Origin of the sequence: Alsobacter ponti (genome assembly GCF_024294805.1) — a bacterium.
In the GTDB taxonomy this organism is placed as follows: domain Bacteria; phylum Pseudomonadota; class Alphaproteobacteria; order Rhizobiales; family Beijerinckiaceae; genus Alsobacter; species Alsobacter ponti.
The window spans coordinates 1-18,339 of record NZ_JANCLU010000036.1 but is presented as its reverse complement, the minus strand read 5'-3'; the positions used below and the strand labels follow the sequence as shown (position 1 = coordinate 18,339).

Genomic DNA, 18,339 nt, shown 5'->3' with positions numbered 1-18,339 from the left:
GGCCCCCGCCGTTCCGCGCCGCCCTTCCGGGCATCGCAGAACACAAGCCAAGCCCCGCATCCGGCAGGATGGCGGGATAAAGCCGCGTGGAACGGGCGGACTGGCGTCCGCCCTTTGGGCGCGTGGGGATATGAGCTTCATGCGTGATGCGAAGCAGCCCGCCCGTCCCCGGAGCGGTGCAGCGAAAGCGGAACCGCATCCGGGGCCCAGCGCAATAAGCCGCGCGTCAGCGCGTCCTTATGAAAAGGCTTAGAAAGCGCTCGCCTTTGCCGCCGAGGGCGTGAGCCCTATGTGTGGGGAATGCGTCCGCACGAGCTGCTGATCCCGACCCCGGCCGGCCTCTACTGCCCCGTCGCCGACGTGCATGTCGACCCGGTGCGGCCGGTGGCGCGGGCGCTGGTGACGCACGGGCACTCCGACCATGCCCGCGCCGGCCACGGGGCGGTGCTCGCCACGGCGGAGACGCTGGACATCATGGCCGTGCGCTACGGGCCGGACTTCGCCGGCTCAACGCAGGTCGCCGAGCCGGGGCGGCCGATCGACCTCGGCGGCGTCGAGGCGACGTTTTATCCTGCCGGGCACGTGCTGGGCTCGGCCCAGATCGCCTTCCGATGCGGCGGCCTGCGCATCGTCGTCTCGGGCGACTACAAGCGCGCCCGCGACCCCACCTGCGCGCCCTTCGAGCTGTGCCCCTGCGACGTGTTCATCACCGAGGCGACGTTCGGCCTGCCGGTGTTCCGCCATCCCGACCTGCGCGGCGAGGTCGACAAGCTGCTCGCCTCGGTGCGACTGTTTCCCGAGCGCACCCACATCGTCGGGGCCTACGCGCTCGGCAAGGCGCAGCGCCTGATGCGGCTGGTGCGGGAGGCCGGCCACGACGCGCCGATCTATATCCACGGCGCGCTGCGCCGGCTGACCGACTACTACCAGTCGCGCGGCGTCGACCTCGGCGACATCCGCGACGCGCCGCTGCGCGACCGGGCCAAGCTGGGAGGCTCCATCGTGCTCTGCCCGCCGGGGCAGATCCAGGACCTTTGGGCGCGCCGCTTCCCCGACCCGGTGACGGCCTTCGCCTCCGGCTGGATGCGGGTGCGGGCCAGGGCGCGGCAGCGCGGCGTCGAACTGCCGCTGGTCGTCTCCGACCACGCCGACTGGGACGACCTCTGCCGCACCATCCGCGAGACCGGCGCGGAGGAGGTATGGGTGACGCACGGGCAGGAGGACGCGCTGGTCCACTGGTGCGTTACACAGGGCATCCGCGCCCGCCCGCTGCACCTCGTCGGCTACGGCGACGAGGGCGAGGCGGAGCCCGGCGACGACGCCGCGACGGCGGAGGCCCCGGCGTGAACCGCTTCGCCGCGCTTCTCGACCGCCTCGCCTACGAGCCCGGCCGCAACGCCAAACTGCGGCTGATGACCGATTATTTCCGCACCACCGCCGACCCCGAGCGCGGCTTCGCGCTGGCCGCCATGGCGGGCGGTCTCGTGTTCGCCAACGCCAAGCCGGGGCTGATCCGCGCGCTGATCATGGAGCGCGTCGACCCGGTGCTGTTCGGCCTGTCCTACGATTATGTCGGCGACCTGTCGGAGACGGTCGCGCTGCTGTGGCCGGCCCGCCCGGGCGCCAACGCCACGCCCGGCCTGGCCGAAGTGGTGGAAGCCTTGCAGGCAAGCCACCGCTCCGATCTCCCCGGCCTGCTGTCGCGCTGGCTCGACGCGCTCGACGAGACCGGCCGGTGGGCGCTGCTGAAGCTGATCACCGGCAGCCTGCGCATCGGCGTCTCGGCGCGGCTGGCCAAGAGCGCCGTCGCCGCCCTCGGCGCGCTGGAGCCCGACGCCGTCGAGGAGGTGTGGCACGGGCTGGAGCCGCCCTACGAGGCGCTGTTCGCCTGGGCGGAGGGGCGCGGCCCGCGCCCGGAGACGAGCGACCCCGCGCCGTTCCGCCCGCCCATGCTGTCGCACGCCATCGAGGACACGGACTTCGACACGCTCGACCCCGCCGCCATGCTGGCCGAGTGGAAATGGGACGGCATCCGCGTGCAGGCGGTGGGCGGAAGCCGCCCCAACGGCCAGCGCGTCGCCCGCCTCTACTCGCGCACCGGCGAGGACATCTCGCGCAGCTTCCCCGACATCGTCGAGGCGATCGACTTCGACGGCGCCGTCGACGGCGAGTTGCTGGTGCTGCGCGAGGGCCGCGTGCAGTCGTTCAATGTGCTGCAGCAGCGCCTCAACCGGGCCAGCGTGACGCCGCGTATGCTGGTCGAGTTTCCCGCCCATATTCGCGCCTACGACCTGCTGGCGCTGGACGGGGAGGACCTGCGGCCGCTGCCCATCGCGGAGCGGCGCGGCCGCCTCCAGGACTTCGTCGCGGCGCGCGACGGCGACCGCTTCGACATGTCGCCGCTGATCCCGTTCGCGAGCTGGGAGGACCTCGCCGCCGCCCGCGCCGACCCGGCCTCGGCTGGCGCCGGGCGCGACGCCGGCGCGATCGAGGGCTGCATGATCAAGCGCGCCGACAGCCCCTACGTGCCCGGTCGCCCCAAGGGCCTGTGGTACAAGTGGAAGCACGACCCGCACGTGGTCGACGCCGTGCTGATGTACGCCCAGCGCGGCCGGGGCAAACGATCCTCGTTCTACTCGGACTTCACCTTCGGCGTCTGGCGCGCCGGCGAGGAGGGGGACGAGCTGACGCCGGTCGGCAAGGCCTATTTCGGCTTCACCGACGCCGAGCTGATGGAGCTCGACCGCTTCGTGCGGCGCAACACGATCAACCGCTTCGGCCCTGTGCGCGAGGTGACGCACGAGCCGGACCGCGGGCTGGTGCTGGAGGTGGCGTTCGAGGGGCTGAACCGCTCGACCCGGCACAAGTCGGGCGTCGCCATGCGCTTCCCGCGCATTTCGCGCATCCGCTGGGACAAGCCGCCCGGCGAGGCGGACCGGATCGAGACGCTGGAGCGGCTGCTGGCGCGGCTCGAGGCCCGCCACGCCCAAGGCGACGAGGAGACGCCGGCGGAGGAGTCCTAGAGGTACTTCTCCAGTTCCCTGGCGGAGTCCGCGGGCGGCCGCTGCAGGTTGAAGGCGCCGACGAACTGGCCCTTCTTGTCCATCAGGTAGACCAGGGCGGTGTGGTCCATGGTGTACTCGCCGCCCTCCAGCGGCACCTTGCGGGCGTAGACCCGGTAGGCCTTCTCGACGGCGTCGATGGCGGCCCGGTCTCCGGTGAGGCCGCTGATGCGCGGGTCGAAGCTGGTCAGATACTCCTTGAGCAGCGCCGGGGTGTCGCGCTCGGGGTCGACGGTGATGAAGAATGCCTTGGCGCGGTCGGCCTTGGGGCCCATCGCGGAGAACACCTGCGTCACGTCGAAGAGCGTCGTCGGGCACACGTCCGGGCAATGGGTGAAGCCGAAGAAGATCAGCGAGGGCGAGCCTTCCAGCGCCGCCTCGGTCACCTTGCGCCCATTCTGGTCGACCAGCGCGAACGGGCCGCCGACGGACGGGCCGCGCGGGACGGGGCCGGGCATGAACACCACGGCCGCGGCGACGATGAGGCCCACCGTCCCCGCGAGGAACGCCAGCAGCGGCAGCAGCAGGCGGCCTCCGCGGCGGCCGGGCGGCGGTGTCGGCGGGGCATCGGTCATGGAACGGCGGCCTCCTTCAGAAACACCACGCCACCGCCGCCGACAGCATGTCGGTGAAGATCGCCGCGCCGCGCGTCGACCACAGCACGACGCCGGCCGCGACGAGCATCAGCGCCAGCCCGCCCAGCAGCAGCGCGACGGCGCGTGCGGCCGAGGGCTGGCGGAAGTCGCGGGGGGCGCGGGCGTCGTCGGCGTGCATGGCGTTGGTGTGGTGCGCCGGGGCCCGCCGGTCAAGTGACAGCGGCGTGAACCGGCGCGTCGGCGCGGCCGGCCCGCCGCTGGCGCATATAGGCCTCGAGCGCCGCGACGCCGTCGGCGTCGACCCGCAGCCCGAGCTTGGAGCGCCGCCACAGGACGTCGGCGGCGGTGCGCGCCCACTCGTGGTCCATCAGGTAGTCGACCTCCGCCTCGGTGAGGTCGGCGCCGAACACGCGGCCGAGATCGTCGCCGTCGCCGCGGCCCTCCAGCAGCACGGCGACGCGGGTGCCGTAGGCGCGCACCAGGCGCGCCGCGAGGCCCGGGCGCAGGCCGGGCCAGCGCGCCAGCACGCTGGCCACGAGGTCATCGTAGCCGTCCCAGGCGAAATCGCCCCCCGGCAGCACGGAGCGGCCGGTCCAGCCCTTCCGGCGCGCGGCCGAGGGCGGCAGATGGGGCGCCAGCCGGTCCAGCGCCGCCTCGGCGAGCCGGCGGAACGTGGTGATCTTGCCGCCGAACACCGAGAGCAGCGGCGGCGCACCCGGCGGATCGTCGAGGGCCAGCACGTAGTCGCGCGTGGCCTCCTGGGCGCTCGACGCGCCATCGTCGTAGAGCGGGCGCACGCCGGCATAGCTCCACACCACGTCGGCGGGGCTGACCGGCGTGGCGAAGTACTCGCTGGCCGCCTTGCACAGATAGGCGGCCTCCTCCGGCGTCGCGGCCACCTTGGCCGGGTCGTCCCGATAGTCGACGTCGGTGGTGCCGATCAGCGTGAAGTCGCGCTCGTAGGAGATGGCGAAGACGATGCGGTTGTCGGCGTTCTGGAAGATGTAGCAGCCGCCGCCCTCGAACAGCTTGGAAACCACCACGTGGCTCCCCTTCACCAGGCGCACGCCGGCCGGCAGGTTCGCCCCGACGACGCCGCTGATCACCTCGCCCACCCACGGCCCGGCGGCGTTGACGAGAATGCGCGCGGTGGCCTCGCTGCGCGCCCCCGTCTCGGCGTCCTCGGCGACGATGCGCCAGCACCCCTCCTCGCGGCGAGCCGAGACGACCCGCGCGCCGACCCGGATGTCGGCCCCGCGCTCCGCGGCGTCGACCGCGCTGAGCACGACGAGGCGGGAATCCTCGACCCAGCAGTCGGAGTACTCGAAGCCCAAGCGGAACGTCGGCTTCAGCGGCTTGCCGGCGGGCTCGCGTGTGAGGTCGACGCGGCGGGTGGCCGGCAGGATGCGGCGGCCGCCGAGATGATCGTAGAGGAACAGGCCGAGCCGCAGCAGCCAGGCGGGGCGCAGGCCCTTGTGGTGCGGCAGCACGAAGCGCAGCGGCCAGATGATGTGCGGCGCGGCCTGCAGCAGCACCTCGCGCTCGACCAGCGATTCGCGCACCAGCCGGAACTTGTAGTGCTCGAGGTAGCGCAGGCCGCCATGGATGAGCTTGGTGGAAGCCGAGGACGTCGCCCCCGCCAGGTCGCCCTTCTCGAACAGGACGACGGATTGCCCCCGGCCGGCGGCGTCGCGGGCGATGCCGCAGCCGTTCACCCCGCCCCCGATGACCGCGATATCGAACTGAGCGCGCGTCACGCCGACCTCCCGAACAGGATCGCCCGCCCACCCCGGACGGGACGCGGCGCGCACCCTACTTCAAGCCGAGGCTGGAGCTAAACTCAAGGCCGCGCGTTCATCGACGTGGCGTGCCGGCGCGAGTGAGAATGGAGCGGGCGAAGGGAATCGAACCTAAATTCGATTGAGGCAGGCGGGTGAAACAAAGTCGGACCCTTGCTCACTCTGCCAGCCAGACGATCTTGACCTTCAGCGGGATGCCCGACGCTTGGTCAGACCGACCTTCGATCTCCGCTTCCGTGTCGGTGCAGACGCCCTCAAATTTGATCGTGTTCTTGATTCGCCCGAGCACGGACTCGACACCTTCGATCTCCGAGTGAAAATCTGATTTCACGCGCACTATGAGATTGTTGCCTTCGCGCCGATACGTCCCAGTGAAGTAAGCAACCGAGTCACCGCCCCATATTCTCCCACCGGCCAGATGAGCGATGCCATAACCCTCGGCGGTGCGACCGATGTATTCCACGCGGTACAATCCATCGCGCATTGGGAACTCCTGAGAGCCAGCCGAGGGCAATCCCTACGACCCGCTAAATTGTTGGTGCCCAAAGGAGCGGCCGGGGCTAACAACCGCTGCCGTGAATCGAATTACGGTCGGACGGACACAGCCAGGGCACAATTGATTTCGCAGAAGAATTTGGAGCGGGCGAAGGGAATCGAACCCTCGACATACAGCTTGGGAAGCTGTCGTTCTACCACTGAACTACGCCCGCGCGCCTCGCCTTATAGAGCGAAAGCGAGCCGCCCCGCAACGGTCATCCGGCGCGGAAATGCTTCGACAGTTTCAGCCCTTGCGCCTGGTAATTGGAGCCCAGGCCTGAGCCGTAGAGGGCGGCCGGACGCTCGGACATGCGCTCGTAGACGAGGCGGCCGACGACCTGCCCGTCCTCCAGGATGAACGGCACATCGCGCGAGCGCACCTCGAGCACCGCGCGGCTGCCCGCGCCCCCCGCCCCGGCGTGGCCGAAGCCGGGATCGAAAAAGCCGGCGTAGTGGACGCGGAACTCCCCGACCAGCGGGTCGAAGGGCGTCATCTCGGCCGCATGGTCGGGCGGCACGTGCACCGCCTCCTTGGAGGCGAGGATATAGAACTGGCCGGGGTCGAGGATCAGTTCGCCGGCGCCGCGAACGGAGATCGGGTCCCAGTAGTCCAGCACGTCGCAGGCGCCGACCTTGTCGACGTCGACCAGGCCGGTGTAGCGCTTGGCCCGGTAGCCGACGAGACGCTCGGGCCCGATGCCGGAGAGGTCGACGCTGACGGCGATGCCGCTCTGGATGTTGGGCTCGGCCGAGGTCACCAGCCGGTCGCGGGCGTGCAGTTCGGCCAGCTCTCGGTCGTCGAGCCGCACCGCGCCGGAGCGGAAGCGAAGCTGCGACAGGCGCGAGCCGGTGCGCACCAGAACCGGGAAGGTGCGCGGCGAAATCTCCAGGTAGAGCGGCCCGTCGTAGCCGGGCTCGATCTGGTCGAACTCGCGCGCCCCGTCGGCGATGACGCGGGTGAACACGTCGAGCCGCCCGGTCGAGCTCTTGGGGTTGGCGGCGGCGGCGAGGTCGTGCGGAAGGCGAAGGCCCTCCAGCAGCTCCGCGATGTAGACCGCCCCGGTCTCCAGCACCGCGCCGCGCGTCAGGTCGATCTCGTGCAGGGAGAGCCGGGCGATGCGCTCGGCCACCGGCATGTCGCGGCCCGGCAGGAAGCTGGCGCGGACGCGGAAGACGCGGCGGCCGAGCCGCAGGTCGAGGCTGGCGGGCTGGACCTGCCCGGGCGTCAGCGGTTCGGCCGCACGGATGCAGCCGGAGGCCGCGAGGGCCTCGATGGTCTGGGACGGCAGAATGCCGGGGGCGAAAGGCAAGGCGATGCTCCGGCTTGGCGCGAGACGCTGGAATCCTGCTTAGCCGATCCAAACGTTGACGCCAACGCCGCGGGCGCATAAACCACAGGCCACGTGGTCCTTTGTGCCGGCCGGCTTGCTGCCACGTTAAATATCGACGCTAAAAGGCCGGGTTCCAGGACCGTCCGCGAGGGGCGTCCAGGCCCGGCCATGCAAGCCGGCCGCGACGCTGGAGCCGCGATGTCCGCCTCGATCCCACGCCCGTTCGATCCCGCCGCGATGCGGCCCGACACGCTGCTGGTGCATGGCGGCGGGCTGCGCTCGCCCTTCGGCGAGACCTCGGAAGCCGTCTTCCTGACGCAGGGCTTCGTCTACGACACGATGGAGGCGGCCGAGGCGCGGTTCAGCGGCGCCGACCCGGGCTTCATCTACTCGCGCTTCTCCAACCCCACCGTGGCCATGTTCGAGCAGCGCATGGCGCTCCTCGAAGGCGCCGAGGCCGCCCGCGCCACGGCGAGCGGCATGGCGGCGGTGACGGCAGCGATGCTCGGGCAGGTCAAAGCCGGCGACCACGTCGTCGCCGCCAAGGCGCTGTTCGGCTCGTGCCGCTATATCGTCGAGGATCTGCTGCCCCGCTTCGGCGTCGCCTCGACGCTGATCGACGGCTGCGACCTCGACCAGTGGCGGGCCGCCATGCGGCCGAACACCAAGGCGTGCTTTCTGGAAAGCCCGACCAACCCGACGCTCGACATCATCGACATCGCCGCAGTGGCGGAGATCGCCCACGCCGGCGGGGCGCGGCTGGTGGTCGACAACGTGCTGGCCACGCCGATGCTGCAAAGCCCGCTGAAGCTCGGCGCGGACTGCGTCGTCTACTCGGCCACCAAGCACATCGACGGCCAGGGGCGCTGCCTCGGCGGCGTTATCCTGGCCTCGGAGCAGTTCATCGCCGACCACGTTCACAATCTGCTGCGCCAGACCGGCCCCTCGATCTCGCCGTTCAACGCCTGGGTGCTGCTGAAGGGACTGGAGACGCTGCCGCTCCGCGTCGAGCGCCAGGCCCGCACCGCCGCCGCGCTCGCCGACGTCGTCGCCGGCCTGCCGGGCGTCGCCAAGGTGCTCTATCCCGGCCGCGCCGATCACCCGCAGGCCGAGCTCGCCAGGCGGCAGATGAAGGGCGGCGGCACCATGCTCGCCTTCGAGATCGAGGGCGGCAAGGCCGGCGCGTTCCACTTCGCCAACCGGCTCCGGCTGATCCGCATCTCCAACAATCTCGGCGACGCCAAGAGCCTGATCACCCATCCCGCCACCACCACGCACCAGCGGCTGACGCCCGAGGCGCGCGCCGAGCTGGGCATCAGCGAGGGCCTGCTTCGCCTCTCGGTGGGGCTGGAGCACCTCGACGACCTCGCCGCCGACCTCGCCGGAGCGGCGGGCCTGTGAGACCTCAGGCGAAGGTCTTCCAGGCCAGCGCGACGCGCGAGACGGCGGTGACGAGGCACAAGGCCGCGAAGGCCAGCGCGAGCGCCGGAAACGCCGACGGCCAGACCAGCATGGCGACGAAGACGGCGATCGTCTCCGTGCCTTCGGCCAGGCCGGCGGTGAAGTAGATCGACTTGACGCCGCGCGAGGTGGTCTCGAGGCCGCGCCGGGCGGCGACCGCGGCGAAGGCGAGGAAACTCGCGCCATTGACATAGAAGGCGAACAGCAGCGCCGCCCCCGGCAGGGCGTTCGCCGCCGGGTCGTACGCAGCGAAGGCGAGCGGCACGGCGCCGTAGACGGCGAAGTCAGCCACGATGTCGATCAAGCCGCCCCGTTCGGTGCGTCCAGCGGCGCGCGCGACCGCGCCATCCAGCCCGTCGCAGACCCGCCCCGCCAGGAACAGCGCGAGCGCCGAGCCGAACCAGCCCGCCGCCGCCGCCGCCGCTCCCGCCAGCCCAAAGGCCAGCGCCACGACCGTCACGGCGTCGGCGCTCACGCCAGCGCGCGCCAGGACGACCCCGGCGCGGGCAAGCGGCGGGTCGATCAGGCCGCGCACCCAGCCGTCCAGCATTACCCGTAACCTCCAGCTGCCGATTGACGCGGCCGGCCCCCCGCTCTACCACCCTGCCGGTCGTCGGCCAGGCCGCTTTACGCGGCGCGGGCCGGCTCCTCGCGGAGCGTCACATGTATCGGGCCGTCACCCGCCAGATCCAGGTCACCGTCACCCCCTCGTTCATGGAGGAGGAGTCCTCGCCTGAGAAGGGGCGGTATTTCTGGGCCTACACGGTCGAGATCGTCAATCTCGGATCGGAGACCGTGCGCCTCCGCTCGCGCTACTGGCACATTCGCGACGGTCTCGGCCGCGTGCAGGAAGTGCGCGGCGACGGCGTGGTCGGCAAGCAGCCGCGGCTGCGCCCCGGCGAGCGCTTCGAGTACACGAGCGGCTGCCCGCTGGAGACGCCACAGGGCATCATGGAAGGCCATTACCACATGGAGGCGTCCGACGGGACCTCGTTCGAGGTCGAGATTCCCGCCTTTTCGCTCGACAGCCCGCATTTTCGCCGCGTCGTCCATTGAGCCCGCCGCGTTCCACGCGGGGCGCGACACGCGCCCCCCGATCTTGCTAACGTGACGCCATGACACCGATGACCCCGCTCGCGCTCCTGGAGCGCCTGGTTTCCTTCAACACCGAAAGCGACCGCTCCAACCTCGCGCTGATCGACTTTGTCGCCGACTATCTCAGCCGGCTCGGGGTCAGCTATGTGCGCCTGCCGAACGCGACGGGCGACAAGGCGGCGATCTATGCCACCATCGGCCCGACGGACCGCGGCGGGGTCGTGCTCTCCGGCCATACCGACGTGGTGCCGGTGGCCGGGCAGGCGTGGACGTCGGACCCGTTCACGCTGCGGGTGGCGGACGGGCGCGCGTATGGCCGCGGGGCCGTCGACATGAAGGCCTTCGCCGCCATCGCGCTGGCGATGATCCCCGAGATGCAGAAGGCGCGGCTGGAAACGCCGATCCACCTGCTGCTGAGCTACGACGAGGAGACGACCTGCCTCGGCGTGGTCGACGCCATCCGCCGCATGGGCTTCGAAACGCCGCGGCCGCGCGTGGTCATCGTCGGCGAGCCCACCGAGCTGCAGGTCGCCGACGCGCACAAGAGCGTGGTGACGTTCCTCACCCGCGTCCACGGCCACGAGTCGCATTCGTCGAAGCCGGCGCTGGGCGCCAACGCGGTGGCCGGCGCGGCGCACCTCGTCGTCGAGCTCGACCGCATCGCGGACCTGTTCCGCGAGCGCGGCGACCCGACCGGCCGCTTCGACCCGCCCTACGCGACGGTGCATGTCGGCACCATCGCCGGCGGCACCGCCCGCAACATCGTGCCCAAAATGTGCAGCTTCCACTGGGAGGTGCGCGGCGTCCCCGGCACCGACGAGCAGGAGGCGGCCGAGCTGCTGATGCGCCACGCCGACGACGTCGTGCTGCCGCGCCTGCGGCGTCACGGCATGCCGGCCCTGGTGGAGACCGAGCTGGAGATCCACGTGCCCGGCCTCGCGCCCGACCCGGGATCGGAGGCCGAGACGCTGGCGCTGCGGCTGGCCGAGCGCAACGGCACCATCACCGTGCCCTACGGCACCGAGGCGGGCCACTTCCAGCGCAACGGCATCCCGACCATCGTCTGCGGCCCCGGCTCGATCGACCAGGCGCACCAGCCGGACGAGTACATCGCGCTGGACGAGATCGAGCGCGGAGTAGTGTTCCTGCGCCGCCTCATCGCCAACTGCGCCGTCTAGAGTCCGGAGCGCGGCGCTTGGTCAGGCCTCGTCGTCGAGGCCGACCTCGCCCGGCTCGACGTGGTAGTGCGTCGAGCAGAACTCGCAGGTGATGCCGATCCGCCCGTCGTCGCCCACCATGTCGCGGCGCTCGTCGGCGGTGAAGCGCGACAGCATGGCGACGATGCGCTCGCGCGAGCAGCGGCAGCGCTCGACCACGGGCTGCGCCTCGAACACCCGCACGCCGCGTTCGTGGAACAGGCGGTAGAGCAGCTCCTCGCTGGTCAGCGTCGGATCGAGCAGCTCGTGGTCCTCGATGGTCTCGACCAGCGAGCGCGCCTCCACCCAGGCGTCGTCCTCCATGAAGGGCTTGGCCTCCGCCGCGCCCTCCGGCGCGTCGCCGGGATGCAGGTCGGCCTGCCGCTGGCGCTCCGGCGAGGTCGGCAGGAACTGCACGATCAGCCCGCCGGCCCTCCAGGCATGGCGCGAGGCATCGCCGAGTCCCGTCACGGTCTCGCCCACGGCGATGCGGACGCGCGTCGGGATCTGCTCGGACTGGCGGAAATACTGGTGCGCGGCCTCCTCGATGCTCTGGCCCTCCAGGGCGACAATGCCCTGGTAGCGCGACATGTCGGAGCCCTGGTCGATGGTCAGCGCCAGATGGCCGCGGCCGAGCAACTGCTCGGGCCGCGCGTCCTCGGGCAGCGCCGCCAGTTTGTCGGCGTCGAAGCGCGCATAGGCGCGGACGCGGTCGGGGGCCTCGAAGTCGACGACGAGCATATCGACGGCGCCGTCGGTGCGGGTCTGGAGCTGGAAGCGTCCCTCGAACTTGAGCGAGGTGCCGAGCAGCACGGCGAGCACCACGATCTCGCCCACCAGGCGCGACACCGGCGCGGGGTAGGCGTGGCGTTCGAGCACGCGGTCGATCAACTCGCCGAGCCGCACCACCCGGCCGCGCGCGTCGAGGGCCTCGACGGCGAAAGGGATCACCCGGTCGTCCCGGTGCGCAAGAAACTGTGTCGACATGGTCTCGACCCGGCCGCGTTGCCGTCCGACGAAGTCGGCCGGAGGGCGCCGGGTTCCCGGTTTGCGTTCAGTCCGCGGCGGACCCGACGGGTCCGCCTCGCAGGGTCAGTCGAGCGCGCCGAGGCACCAGGCCAGCACGCCCTTCTGCGCGTGCAGCCTGTTCTCGGCCTCGTCGAAGACCACCGACTGCGGACCGTCCATCACTTCGTCCGTCACTTCCTCGCCGCGATGCGCGGGAAGGCAGTGCATGAAGATCGCCTTGTCCGAGGCCGCCCGCATCAGCTTGGCGTTGACCTGGTAGGGCAGCAGCAGGTTGTGTCGGCGGCCGGCGTCCTCGTCGCCCATCGACACCCAGCAGTCGGTAACCACCGCGTCGACGCCCTCGACGGCCTCGAACGGGTCCGTCATCGAGGTGACGCGGGCCCCCTCGCGGCGAGCCCAGGAGAGCAGGTCGGCCGGCGGGGCCAGCTGCTCGGGAGCCGCGATGTTGATGCGGAAGTCCAGCCGCGCGGCCGCGTGAACCCACGAGGCGAGCACGTTGTTGCTGTCGCCGACCCACGCGACCGTCTTGCCCTGGATGGGGCCGCGGTGCTCCTCGAAGGTCAGCACGTCGGCCATGATCTGGCACGGATGCGACGCCTTGGTGAGGCCGTTGATGACCGGCACCGTCGCCGCCTCGGCCAGCTCGCGCACGGCGTTCTGGTCGAGCATGCGGATGACGATGGCGTCGACGTATCGCGACAGCACGCGGGCGGTGTCGCCGATGGTCTCGCCACGGCCGAGCTGCATCTCGGCGCCGGTGAGCATGATCGTCTCGCCGCCGAGCTCGCGCATCGCCACGTCGAACGACACGCGGGTGCGGGTCGACGGCTTGTCGAAGATCATCGCCAGCGTCTTGCCCTCAAGCGGGCGATGGGCCTGCCGCGCACCGCGCACGCGGCCCTGCTTGAGATCGGCGGCGGCCTTCAGGATGAAGCGGATTTCCTCGGTCCCGAACTGCGTCAGGTCGAGGAAATGACGGACCGGCCGAGTCATTCCGCCGCTCCCTTCATGTGCGCCGCCTCGATGGCGGCGCAGGCGGCGTCGAGCCGCGAAAAGGCCTCCGACACGACGGTCTCGTCGATGTTGAGCGGCGGCAGCAGCCGCAGCACGTTGTCGCCGGCCGGGACGCTCAGCATGTTTTGCGCGCGCGCCGCCGCCGCGAGGTCCGTGTTGGGAACGCGGCACTTGACGCCGATGAGCAGGCCCTCGCCGCGCACCTCCTCGATGATCGACGGGTGGCGGTCCTTCAGCTCGGCGAGGCGCTGCTTCAGCAGCAGGCTGCAGCGCTCGACGTTGTCGAGGAAGCCGGGGGCCAGCACGACGTCCAGCACGGCGTTGCCCACCGCCATGGCGAGCGGATTGCCGCCGAAGGTGGTGCCGTGAACGCCCGCTGTCATGCCCTTGCCGGCGTCGCGGGTCGACAGACAGGCTCCCATCGGGAAGCCGCCGCCGATGCCCTTGGCGATCGCCATGATGTCCGGCGTGACGCCGCTGCGCTGGTAGGCGAACAGCTTGCCGGTCCGCCCGACGCCCGTCTGCACCTCGTCGAAGATCAGCAGCAGGCCGTGCCTGTCGCACAGCTCGCGCAGGGCGCGCAGCGTCGGCGCGGGCACGGCGCGCACGCCGCCTTCTCCCTGGATAGGCTCGATCAGGATGGCGGCCGTCTCGGGCACGATGGCGGCCTCGACCGCCTTCAGGTCGGCGAACGGAACCTGGTCGAAGCCCTCCACCTTCGGGCCGAAGCCCTCGAGGTATTTCTTCTGCCCGCCGGCGGCGATGGTGGCGAGCGTGCGGCCGTGGAACGCGCCCTCGAATGTGATCACCCGGAAGCGCTCCGGATGGCCGTTCGCGGCGTGGTGCTTGCGCGCCATCTTGATTGCGCACTCGAGCGCCTCGGCCCCGGAGTTGGTGAAGAAGACGTGGTCGGCGAAGGTGTTGTCGACCAGACGCTGGGCCAGCCGCTCGCCCTCGGGGATCTGGTACAGGTTCGACACGTGCCAGACCCGCGCGGCCTGCTCGGTCAGCGCCTGCACGAGGTGCGGGTGCGAATGGCCGAGCGCGTTCACGGCGATGCCGGCGCCGAAGTCCAGGTAGCGTTCGCCGGCGGGCGTGATCAACCACGGCCCCTCGCCTCGCTCGAACGAAAGCTCGGCGCGCGCGAAGGTCGGAAGCAGCGGCGACGTCGTTGAGCTTTCGTTGGCCATTGGACTCTCTTTCGGCAGGTGGCCTAAAATAAAAACGGCCGCCCGACCCGGGCGGCTCGCCGGGAATATGAGTCCGCGCCCTCCGCGTGTCAATGTTGTCGCCTTTCAGCGACACTCGCGCGCCTTCTCGGCCTCTGGCGCGGGCGCAGCCGTGGCTGCCCAGAGTTCGCCGCCCTCTCGCCACGTTCCTTGGGGAAAACCCGATCCGGACGTGCCCGAGCCTTGCGACGGTATCCCAGCCTATCGTAGGTTCTTGCTCGTCGAATACGACATCTAGTGCGGCAAATCATACAGACGCGGAATTCGGGTCCGTGCTTCGCATTTTGCGAAGCGGCGAACGCGAGTGGATTCTGGCTCTGGTCGAGAAGAGGAAGAGGCCGATGTCCTGGACCGACGAGCGGGTCGAACTGCTGAAGAGGCTCTGGAACCAGGGCCTGAGCGCCAGCCAGATCGCCGGCGAGCTGGGCGCCGGGGTCACCCGCAACGCCGTCATTGGAAAGGTGCACCGCCTCGGCCTCTCCGGCCGGGCGAAGTCGCCCGCTCCCGCCGCCGCCCGCCCCCGCAAGGCGACGCGGGCGCCGAGCCACCCGATGAGCCACGGCGCCCACCAGGGCGGGGGCGGCGGAGGCGGCGTGCGCGGCAACCTCGCGCTGTCGTCGAAGCCCGCCGTCGCGCCGAGCCCGATGGTCTATGTCGCGCCGACGCCCCGGCCCGAGGTCGAGGTCGTGGTGCCGATGTCGGAGCGCGTCACGATCATGGAGCTGCGCGAGTCGATGTGCCGCTGGCCGCACGGCGACCCGACCTCGCCCGAGTTCCGCTTCTGCGGCGCCAAGTCCCCGCCCGGGACGCCCTATTGCGGCTATCACGCCCAGATCGCCTACCAGCCGTCCGTCGACCGCCGCAAGAAGGCTGCCCCGCGCGCCTGATCGAACACGGACCCGCGTTTCGATACAGCCTCCCGCCGGCATCCGGCGGGAGGCTTTTTCGTTGACGCGACGCCGCTCGGACGGGTTCGCCCGGTGTTCGCAAGGCGCTTGACAGCGCCCGGGGTTCAGCGAAGATGTTATGATAAGTTTGAGGCCGACAAGCGGCCCGTGGGGAAACGCCAGGAGAGAACCATGCGGGTCGATCTCGCGGGTCAGGTCGCGCTCGTCACGGGCTCGGCGCAGGGTATCGGCAAGGCCATCGCCGACACGCTCGCCGCCAACGGGGCGACCATCGTCTACAGCGATCGGCAGCCCATCGCCGAAGCGGACGACATTCGCGCCCGCGGCCATTTCTTCGTGCCGATGGACGTCTCCCGCGCCGACGACATCACGCGCGGCGTCGAGCAGGCGCTCGCCGCCGCGGGACGCATCGACATCCTCGTCAACAATGCCGGCATCGGCGTGCGCGCCCACGAGCGCCTCCCCGTGGACGAGTTCCCGATCGACGCCTGGAACGACCTGATCGCCATCGACCTCACCGGCGTCTTCCTCGTCAGCCGCGCCGTGATCCCGCAGATGAGGGCGCGCAAGGCCGGCCGCGTCATCAACATCGCCTCGGTGCTCGGCCTGATCCCGATGCGGCTGCAGAGCTCCTACGTCGCCGCCAAGGCGGGCGTCGTGAACCTGACGCGCTCGATGGCGCTGGAACTCGCGGCCGACGGCGTGCTCGTCAACGGCATCGCCCCCGGCTCGACCGCGACGGAAGGCTGGGCGAAGTGGATCCACAACGCCAAGGAGGCGCAGGACGCCCACGCGCGGCTGATGTCGCACATCCCGCTCGGCCGCCCGGCCTCGACGCAGGAGATCGCCAACGGCGCCCTGTTCCTGGCCGCGCCGGAGTCCTCCTACATCACGGGCCACATCCTGGCGATCGACGGCGGTTGGACCGCCGGCTTCGCCCGCGACTTCTGACCGGAGATCCAGGATGGCCATCCGCCAAACCGCCGACGCCACCGCCCCCCGGCGACTGCGCAACGCGCCGCCCCTGCCGGACGGCCTCGACGCGCCGCGCATGCTGCAGCTCTACCGGCAGATGGTGCTGCTGCGGCGCTTCGAACTGGCGGCGCAGGTCGCCTGCCGCAGCGGCGAGACGCCCGGCTTCCTCCACCTCTATATCGGCGAGGAGGCGACGGCGGTGGGTGTGTGCGCGCATCTGCGCGTCAGCGACTGGGTGACGTCGACCCATCGCGGCCACGGCCACGCCCTCGCCAAGGGCATGAGCCCCAACGTGCTGATGGCCGAGCTGTACGGCAAGCGCGACGGCTGCTGCGGCGGGCGCGGCGGCACCATGCATCTCTACGATCGCACCATCGGACTGTTCGGCACCAACGGTCTGGTCGGCGGCGGCATTCCCTCCGCCGTCGGCGCGGCCATCTCCGCCAAGTTCCGCGGCACCGACGGGGTGGCGGTCGCATTCTTCGGCGACGGGGCGACCAACCACGCGACCTTTCATGAGGGCCTGAACTTCGCCGGCGCGCGGCGCGCGCCCGTCATCTTCGTCTGCGAGAACAATCTTTACGCCACGGCGACCGCGCTGAGCGACGTGACCCTCAACCCCGAGATCGCCAGCCGGGCGGCCGCCTACGGCATCCCCGGCGTGGCGGTAGACGGCAACGACGTCGTCGCCGTGTGGAACGCCATGCGCGAGGCCACCGACCGCGCCCGGCGCGGCGAAGGCCCGACGCTGATCGAGAGCAAGACCTACCGGACCGTCGGCCACCACGAGGGCGACCCGGTGATCGGCATCTACCGCACGCAGGAGGAAGTCGACGCCTGGGCGAAGCGCTGCCCGGTGGCCAATTTCCGCCGCCAGCTCGTCGAGGACTACGCCGTCGTCACCATGCAGGAGATCGAGGCGGTCGAGGCGGAGATCGACCGCATCGTCAAGGAGTCCGTCGAGTTCGCGCGGCGCTCGCCGGAGCCCGACCCGGCGACGGCCCATCTCCACGTCTACGCCGACCCGGTGAATCCCGCCGACGCCTTCGCCCCCGTGCCGGCCGGCGTGACCGAGACCGAGACGAGCTGGCTGGACGCGGTGCGCGACGGCATTGCCGAGGAAATGCGCCGCAACCCCAACATCATCTATTTCGGCGAGGGAACGGGGGAGCGCGGCGGCACCTTCGCGCACACCAAGGGCCTGTACCAGGAGTTCGGGCGCGACCGCATGGTCGACACGCCGATCTCCGAGCTCGGCTTCACGGGTGCCTCGCTCGGCGCGTCGGCGACCGGGGTGCGCTGCATCGCCGACCTGATGTTCGCCGACTTCCTGTTCGAGGCAGCTGGGCAGATCGCGCTGCAGGGGGCGAAGCTGCGCTACATGTCCAACGGCCAGATGGGCGCGCCGGTGGTGATCCGCGTCGGCGCCGGCGCGGTCCGATCGGCCGGGCCGCACCACTCCGGCACGTACCATCCCGTGTGGGCCCACATCCCCGGCCTCATCGTCTGCCTGCCTTCGACCCCCGCCGACGCCAAGGGCCTGATGAAGACGGCGCTGCGGGCGGGCGACCCGGTGCTGATGCTGGAGACCAAGGCGCTGTTCGCCAGCAAGGGACCGGTGCCGGACGGCGACGTGCTGACGCCCTTCGGCGTGGCGCGGATCGCCCGCGAGGGGACCGACCTCACCATCGTCAGCGCGGGCCAGCTCGTCCACAAGGCGCTGGAAGCGGCCGAATTGCTGGAGCGCGAGGGCGTCTCCTGCGAGGTGATCGACCTGCGCACCATCCAGCCGCTCGACGTCGAGACGGTCGCGAGCAGCGTCCGTAAGACCCACCGCCTGCTCGTCGTCGACGAGGCCTATTCGCTCTACGGCGTGGGCGCGGAACTGGGCCAGGCGATGAACGAGCTGGCCTTCGACCATCTCGACGCGCCGGTGGCGCGGCTGCACACGCGGCCGATGACGCATCCCTTCGCGCCGGCGCTGGAGCGCGCCATGCTGGTCGACGTCGAGGCGATCGCCGCGGCCGCGCGCGACGTGCTGGAAGGGCGCAGCCGCCCGGCCGAGCGGCTCGCCGCAGGCGGCGTCGGACCGGCGCAGGCGCGGCCC

At 70.9% G+C, this 18,339-nt stretch carries 17 protein-coding genes, 1 tRNA gene and 1 riboswitch; of the genes, 8 read left to right on the top strand and 10 right to left on the bottom strand.

The genetic code is table 11. From position 1 onward, the window contains the following. Positions 1 to 300: 300 nt before the first annotated feature. Positions 301 to 1,347 carry a ligase-associated DNA damage response exonuclease gene (locus tag NK718_RS21450; RefSeq protein WP_254746568.1) on the top strand — a complete coding sequence of 349 codons (1,047 nt, stop codon included), beginning with the start codon at positions 301 to 303 and terminating at the stop codon, positions 1,345 to 1,347. Further along, positions 1,344 to 3,023 (top strand): cisplatin damage response ATP-dependent DNA ligase, encoded by a 1,680-nt coding sequence (locus NK718_RS21445; protein WP_254746565.1) that lies wholly within the window; start codon positions 1,344 to 1,346, stop codon positions 3,021 to 3,023. The genes NK718_RS21450 and NK718_RS21445 overlap by 4 nt, the downstream gene beginning before the upstream one ends. Here NK718_RS21445 and NK718_RS21440 read toward each other — a convergent pair. From NK718_RS21440 to NK718_RS21415, 6 genes are all read right to left on the bottom strand, one after another. Then, positions 3,020 to 3,637, bottom strand: a complete 618-nt coding sequence (locus NK718_RS21440; RefSeq protein ID WP_254746562.1) for an SCO family protein — start codon at positions 3,635 to 3,637, stop codon at positions 3,020 to 3,022. The genes NK718_RS21445 and NK718_RS21440 overlap by 4 nt on opposite strands. 16 nt (positions 3,638 to 3,653) lie before the next feature. Further along, entirely contained in the window at positions 3,654 to 3,836 is a 183-nt protein-coding gene (locus NK718_RS21435) for a hypothetical protein (RefSeq protein ID WP_254746559.1), read from the bottom strand. A 31-nt stretch (positions 3,837 to 3,867) separates the two neighbouring features. Continuing rightward, on the bottom strand, positions 3,868 to 5,415 hold the full coding sequence (glpD, locus tag NK718_RS21430; RefSeq protein WP_254746556.1) for a glycerol-3-phosphate dehydrogenase: 1,548 nt from the start codon (positions 5,413 to 5,415) through the stop codon (positions 3,868 to 3,870). Positions 5,416 to 5,614: 199 nt separating this feature from the next. Continuing rightward, a complete protein-coding gene (locus tag NK718_RS21425; RefSeq protein WP_254746553.1) occupies positions 5,615 to 5,941 on the bottom strand; it encodes a hypothetical protein in 327 nt (108 codons plus the stop codon). A 151-nt stretch (positions 5,942 to 6,092) separates the two neighbouring features. Next, positions 6,093 to 6,167 (bottom strand) — tRNA-Gly (locus tag NK718_RS21420). Between the two features lie 42 nt (positions 6,168 to 6,209). After that, positions 6,210 to 7,304 (bottom strand): 2'-deoxycytidine 5'-triphosphate deaminase, encoded by a 1,095-nt coding sequence (locus NK718_RS21415; protein ID WP_254746550.1) that lies wholly within the window; start codon positions 7,302 to 7,304, stop codon positions 6,210 to 6,212. Positions 7,305 to 7,387: 83 nt separating this feature from the next. Next, a riboswitch (SAM riboswitch) is annotated at positions 7,388 to 7,467 on the top strand. Between the two features lie 56 nt (positions 7,468 to 7,523). Here NK718_RS21415 and NK718_RS21410 point away from each other — a divergent pair. After that, positions 7,524 to 8,726, top strand: coding sequence for an O-succinylhomoserine sulfhydrylase (locus tag NK718_RS21410; RefSeq protein WP_254746548.1), 1,203 nt, complete (start codon positions 7,524 to 7,526; stop codon positions 8,724 to 8,726). A 4-nt stretch (positions 8,727 to 8,730) separates the two neighbouring features. Here the strand turns inward: NK718_RS21410 and NK718_RS21405 are convergent, their stop codons facing one another. Further along, the gene (locus NK718_RS21405; RefSeq protein WP_254746546.1) at positions 8,731 to 9,336 is read right to left on the bottom strand and encodes a CDP-alcohol phosphatidyltransferase family protein; all 606 of its coding nucleotides are present in this window, start codon (positions 9,334 to 9,336) and stop codon (positions 8,731 to 8,733) included. Positions 9,337 to 9,449: 113 nt separating this feature from the next. On the opposite strand from NK718_RS21405, the gene apaG reads away from it, so the two are divergent. After that, complete coding sequence (apaG, locus tag NK718_RS21400; RefSeq protein ID WP_254746544.1) at positions 9,450 to 9,842, top strand: Co2+/Mg2+ efflux facilitator ApaG/CorD; 393 nt, start codon at positions 9,450 to 9,452, stop codon at positions 9,840 to 9,842. Positions 9,843 to 9,901: 59 nt separating this feature from the next. Continuing rightward, positions 9,902 to 11,059 carry an acetylornithine deacetylase gene (argE, locus tag NK718_RS21395; RefSeq protein ID WP_254746542.1) on the top strand — a complete coding sequence of 386 codons (1,158 nt, stop codon included), beginning with the start codon at positions 9,902 to 9,904 and terminating at the stop codon, positions 11,057 to 11,059. A gap of 21 nt (positions 11,060 to 11,080) precedes the next feature. Here argE and NK718_RS21390 read toward each other — a convergent pair whose 3' ends face one another. From NK718_RS21390 to NK718_RS21380, 3 genes are all read right to left on the bottom strand, one after another. After that, entirely contained in the window at positions 11,081 to 12,064 is a 984-nt protein-coding gene (locus NK718_RS21390) for an Hsp33 family molecular chaperone (protein WP_254746540.1), read from the bottom strand. 105 nt (positions 12,065 to 12,169) lie between these two features. After that, positions 12,170 to 13,099, bottom strand: a complete 930-nt coding sequence (gene argF / locus NK718_RS21385) for an ornithine carbamoyltransferase (RefSeq protein WP_254746538.1) — start codon at positions 13,097 to 13,099, stop codon at positions 12,170 to 12,172. After that, positions 13,096 to 14,310, bottom strand: coding sequence for an aspartate aminotransferase family protein (locus NK718_RS21380; protein ID WP_254746536.1), 1,215 nt, complete (start codon positions 14,308 to 14,310; stop codon positions 13,096 to 13,098). The genes argF and NK718_RS21380 overlap by 4 nt, the downstream gene beginning before the upstream one ends. Before the next feature lie 380 nt (positions 14,311 to 14,690). Here NK718_RS21380 and NK718_RS21375 point away from each other — a divergent pair, with 380 nt between their 5' ends. From NK718_RS21375 to NK718_RS21365, 3 genes are all read left to right on the top strand, one after another. Continuing rightward, on the top strand, positions 14,691 to 15,236 hold the full coding sequence (locus NK718_RS21375) for a GcrA family cell cycle regulator (protein WP_254746534.1): 546 nt from the start codon (positions 14,691 to 14,693) through the stop codon (positions 15,234 to 15,236). 192 nt (positions 15,237 to 15,428) lie between these two features. After that, positions 15,429 to 16,208 carry an SDR family NAD(P)-dependent oxidoreductase gene (locus NK718_RS21370; RefSeq protein WP_254746532.1) on the top strand — a complete coding sequence of 260 codons (780 nt, stop codon included), beginning with the start codon at positions 15,429 to 15,431 and terminating at the stop codon, positions 16,206 to 16,208. A 13-nt stretch (positions 16,209 to 16,221) separates the two neighbouring features. Next, positions 16,222 to 18,339 (top strand): alpha-ketoacid dehydrogenase subunit alpha/beta (locus NK718_RS21365; RefSeq protein ID WP_254746529.1); only part of this gene is annotated, 2,118 nt, incomplete at its 3' end.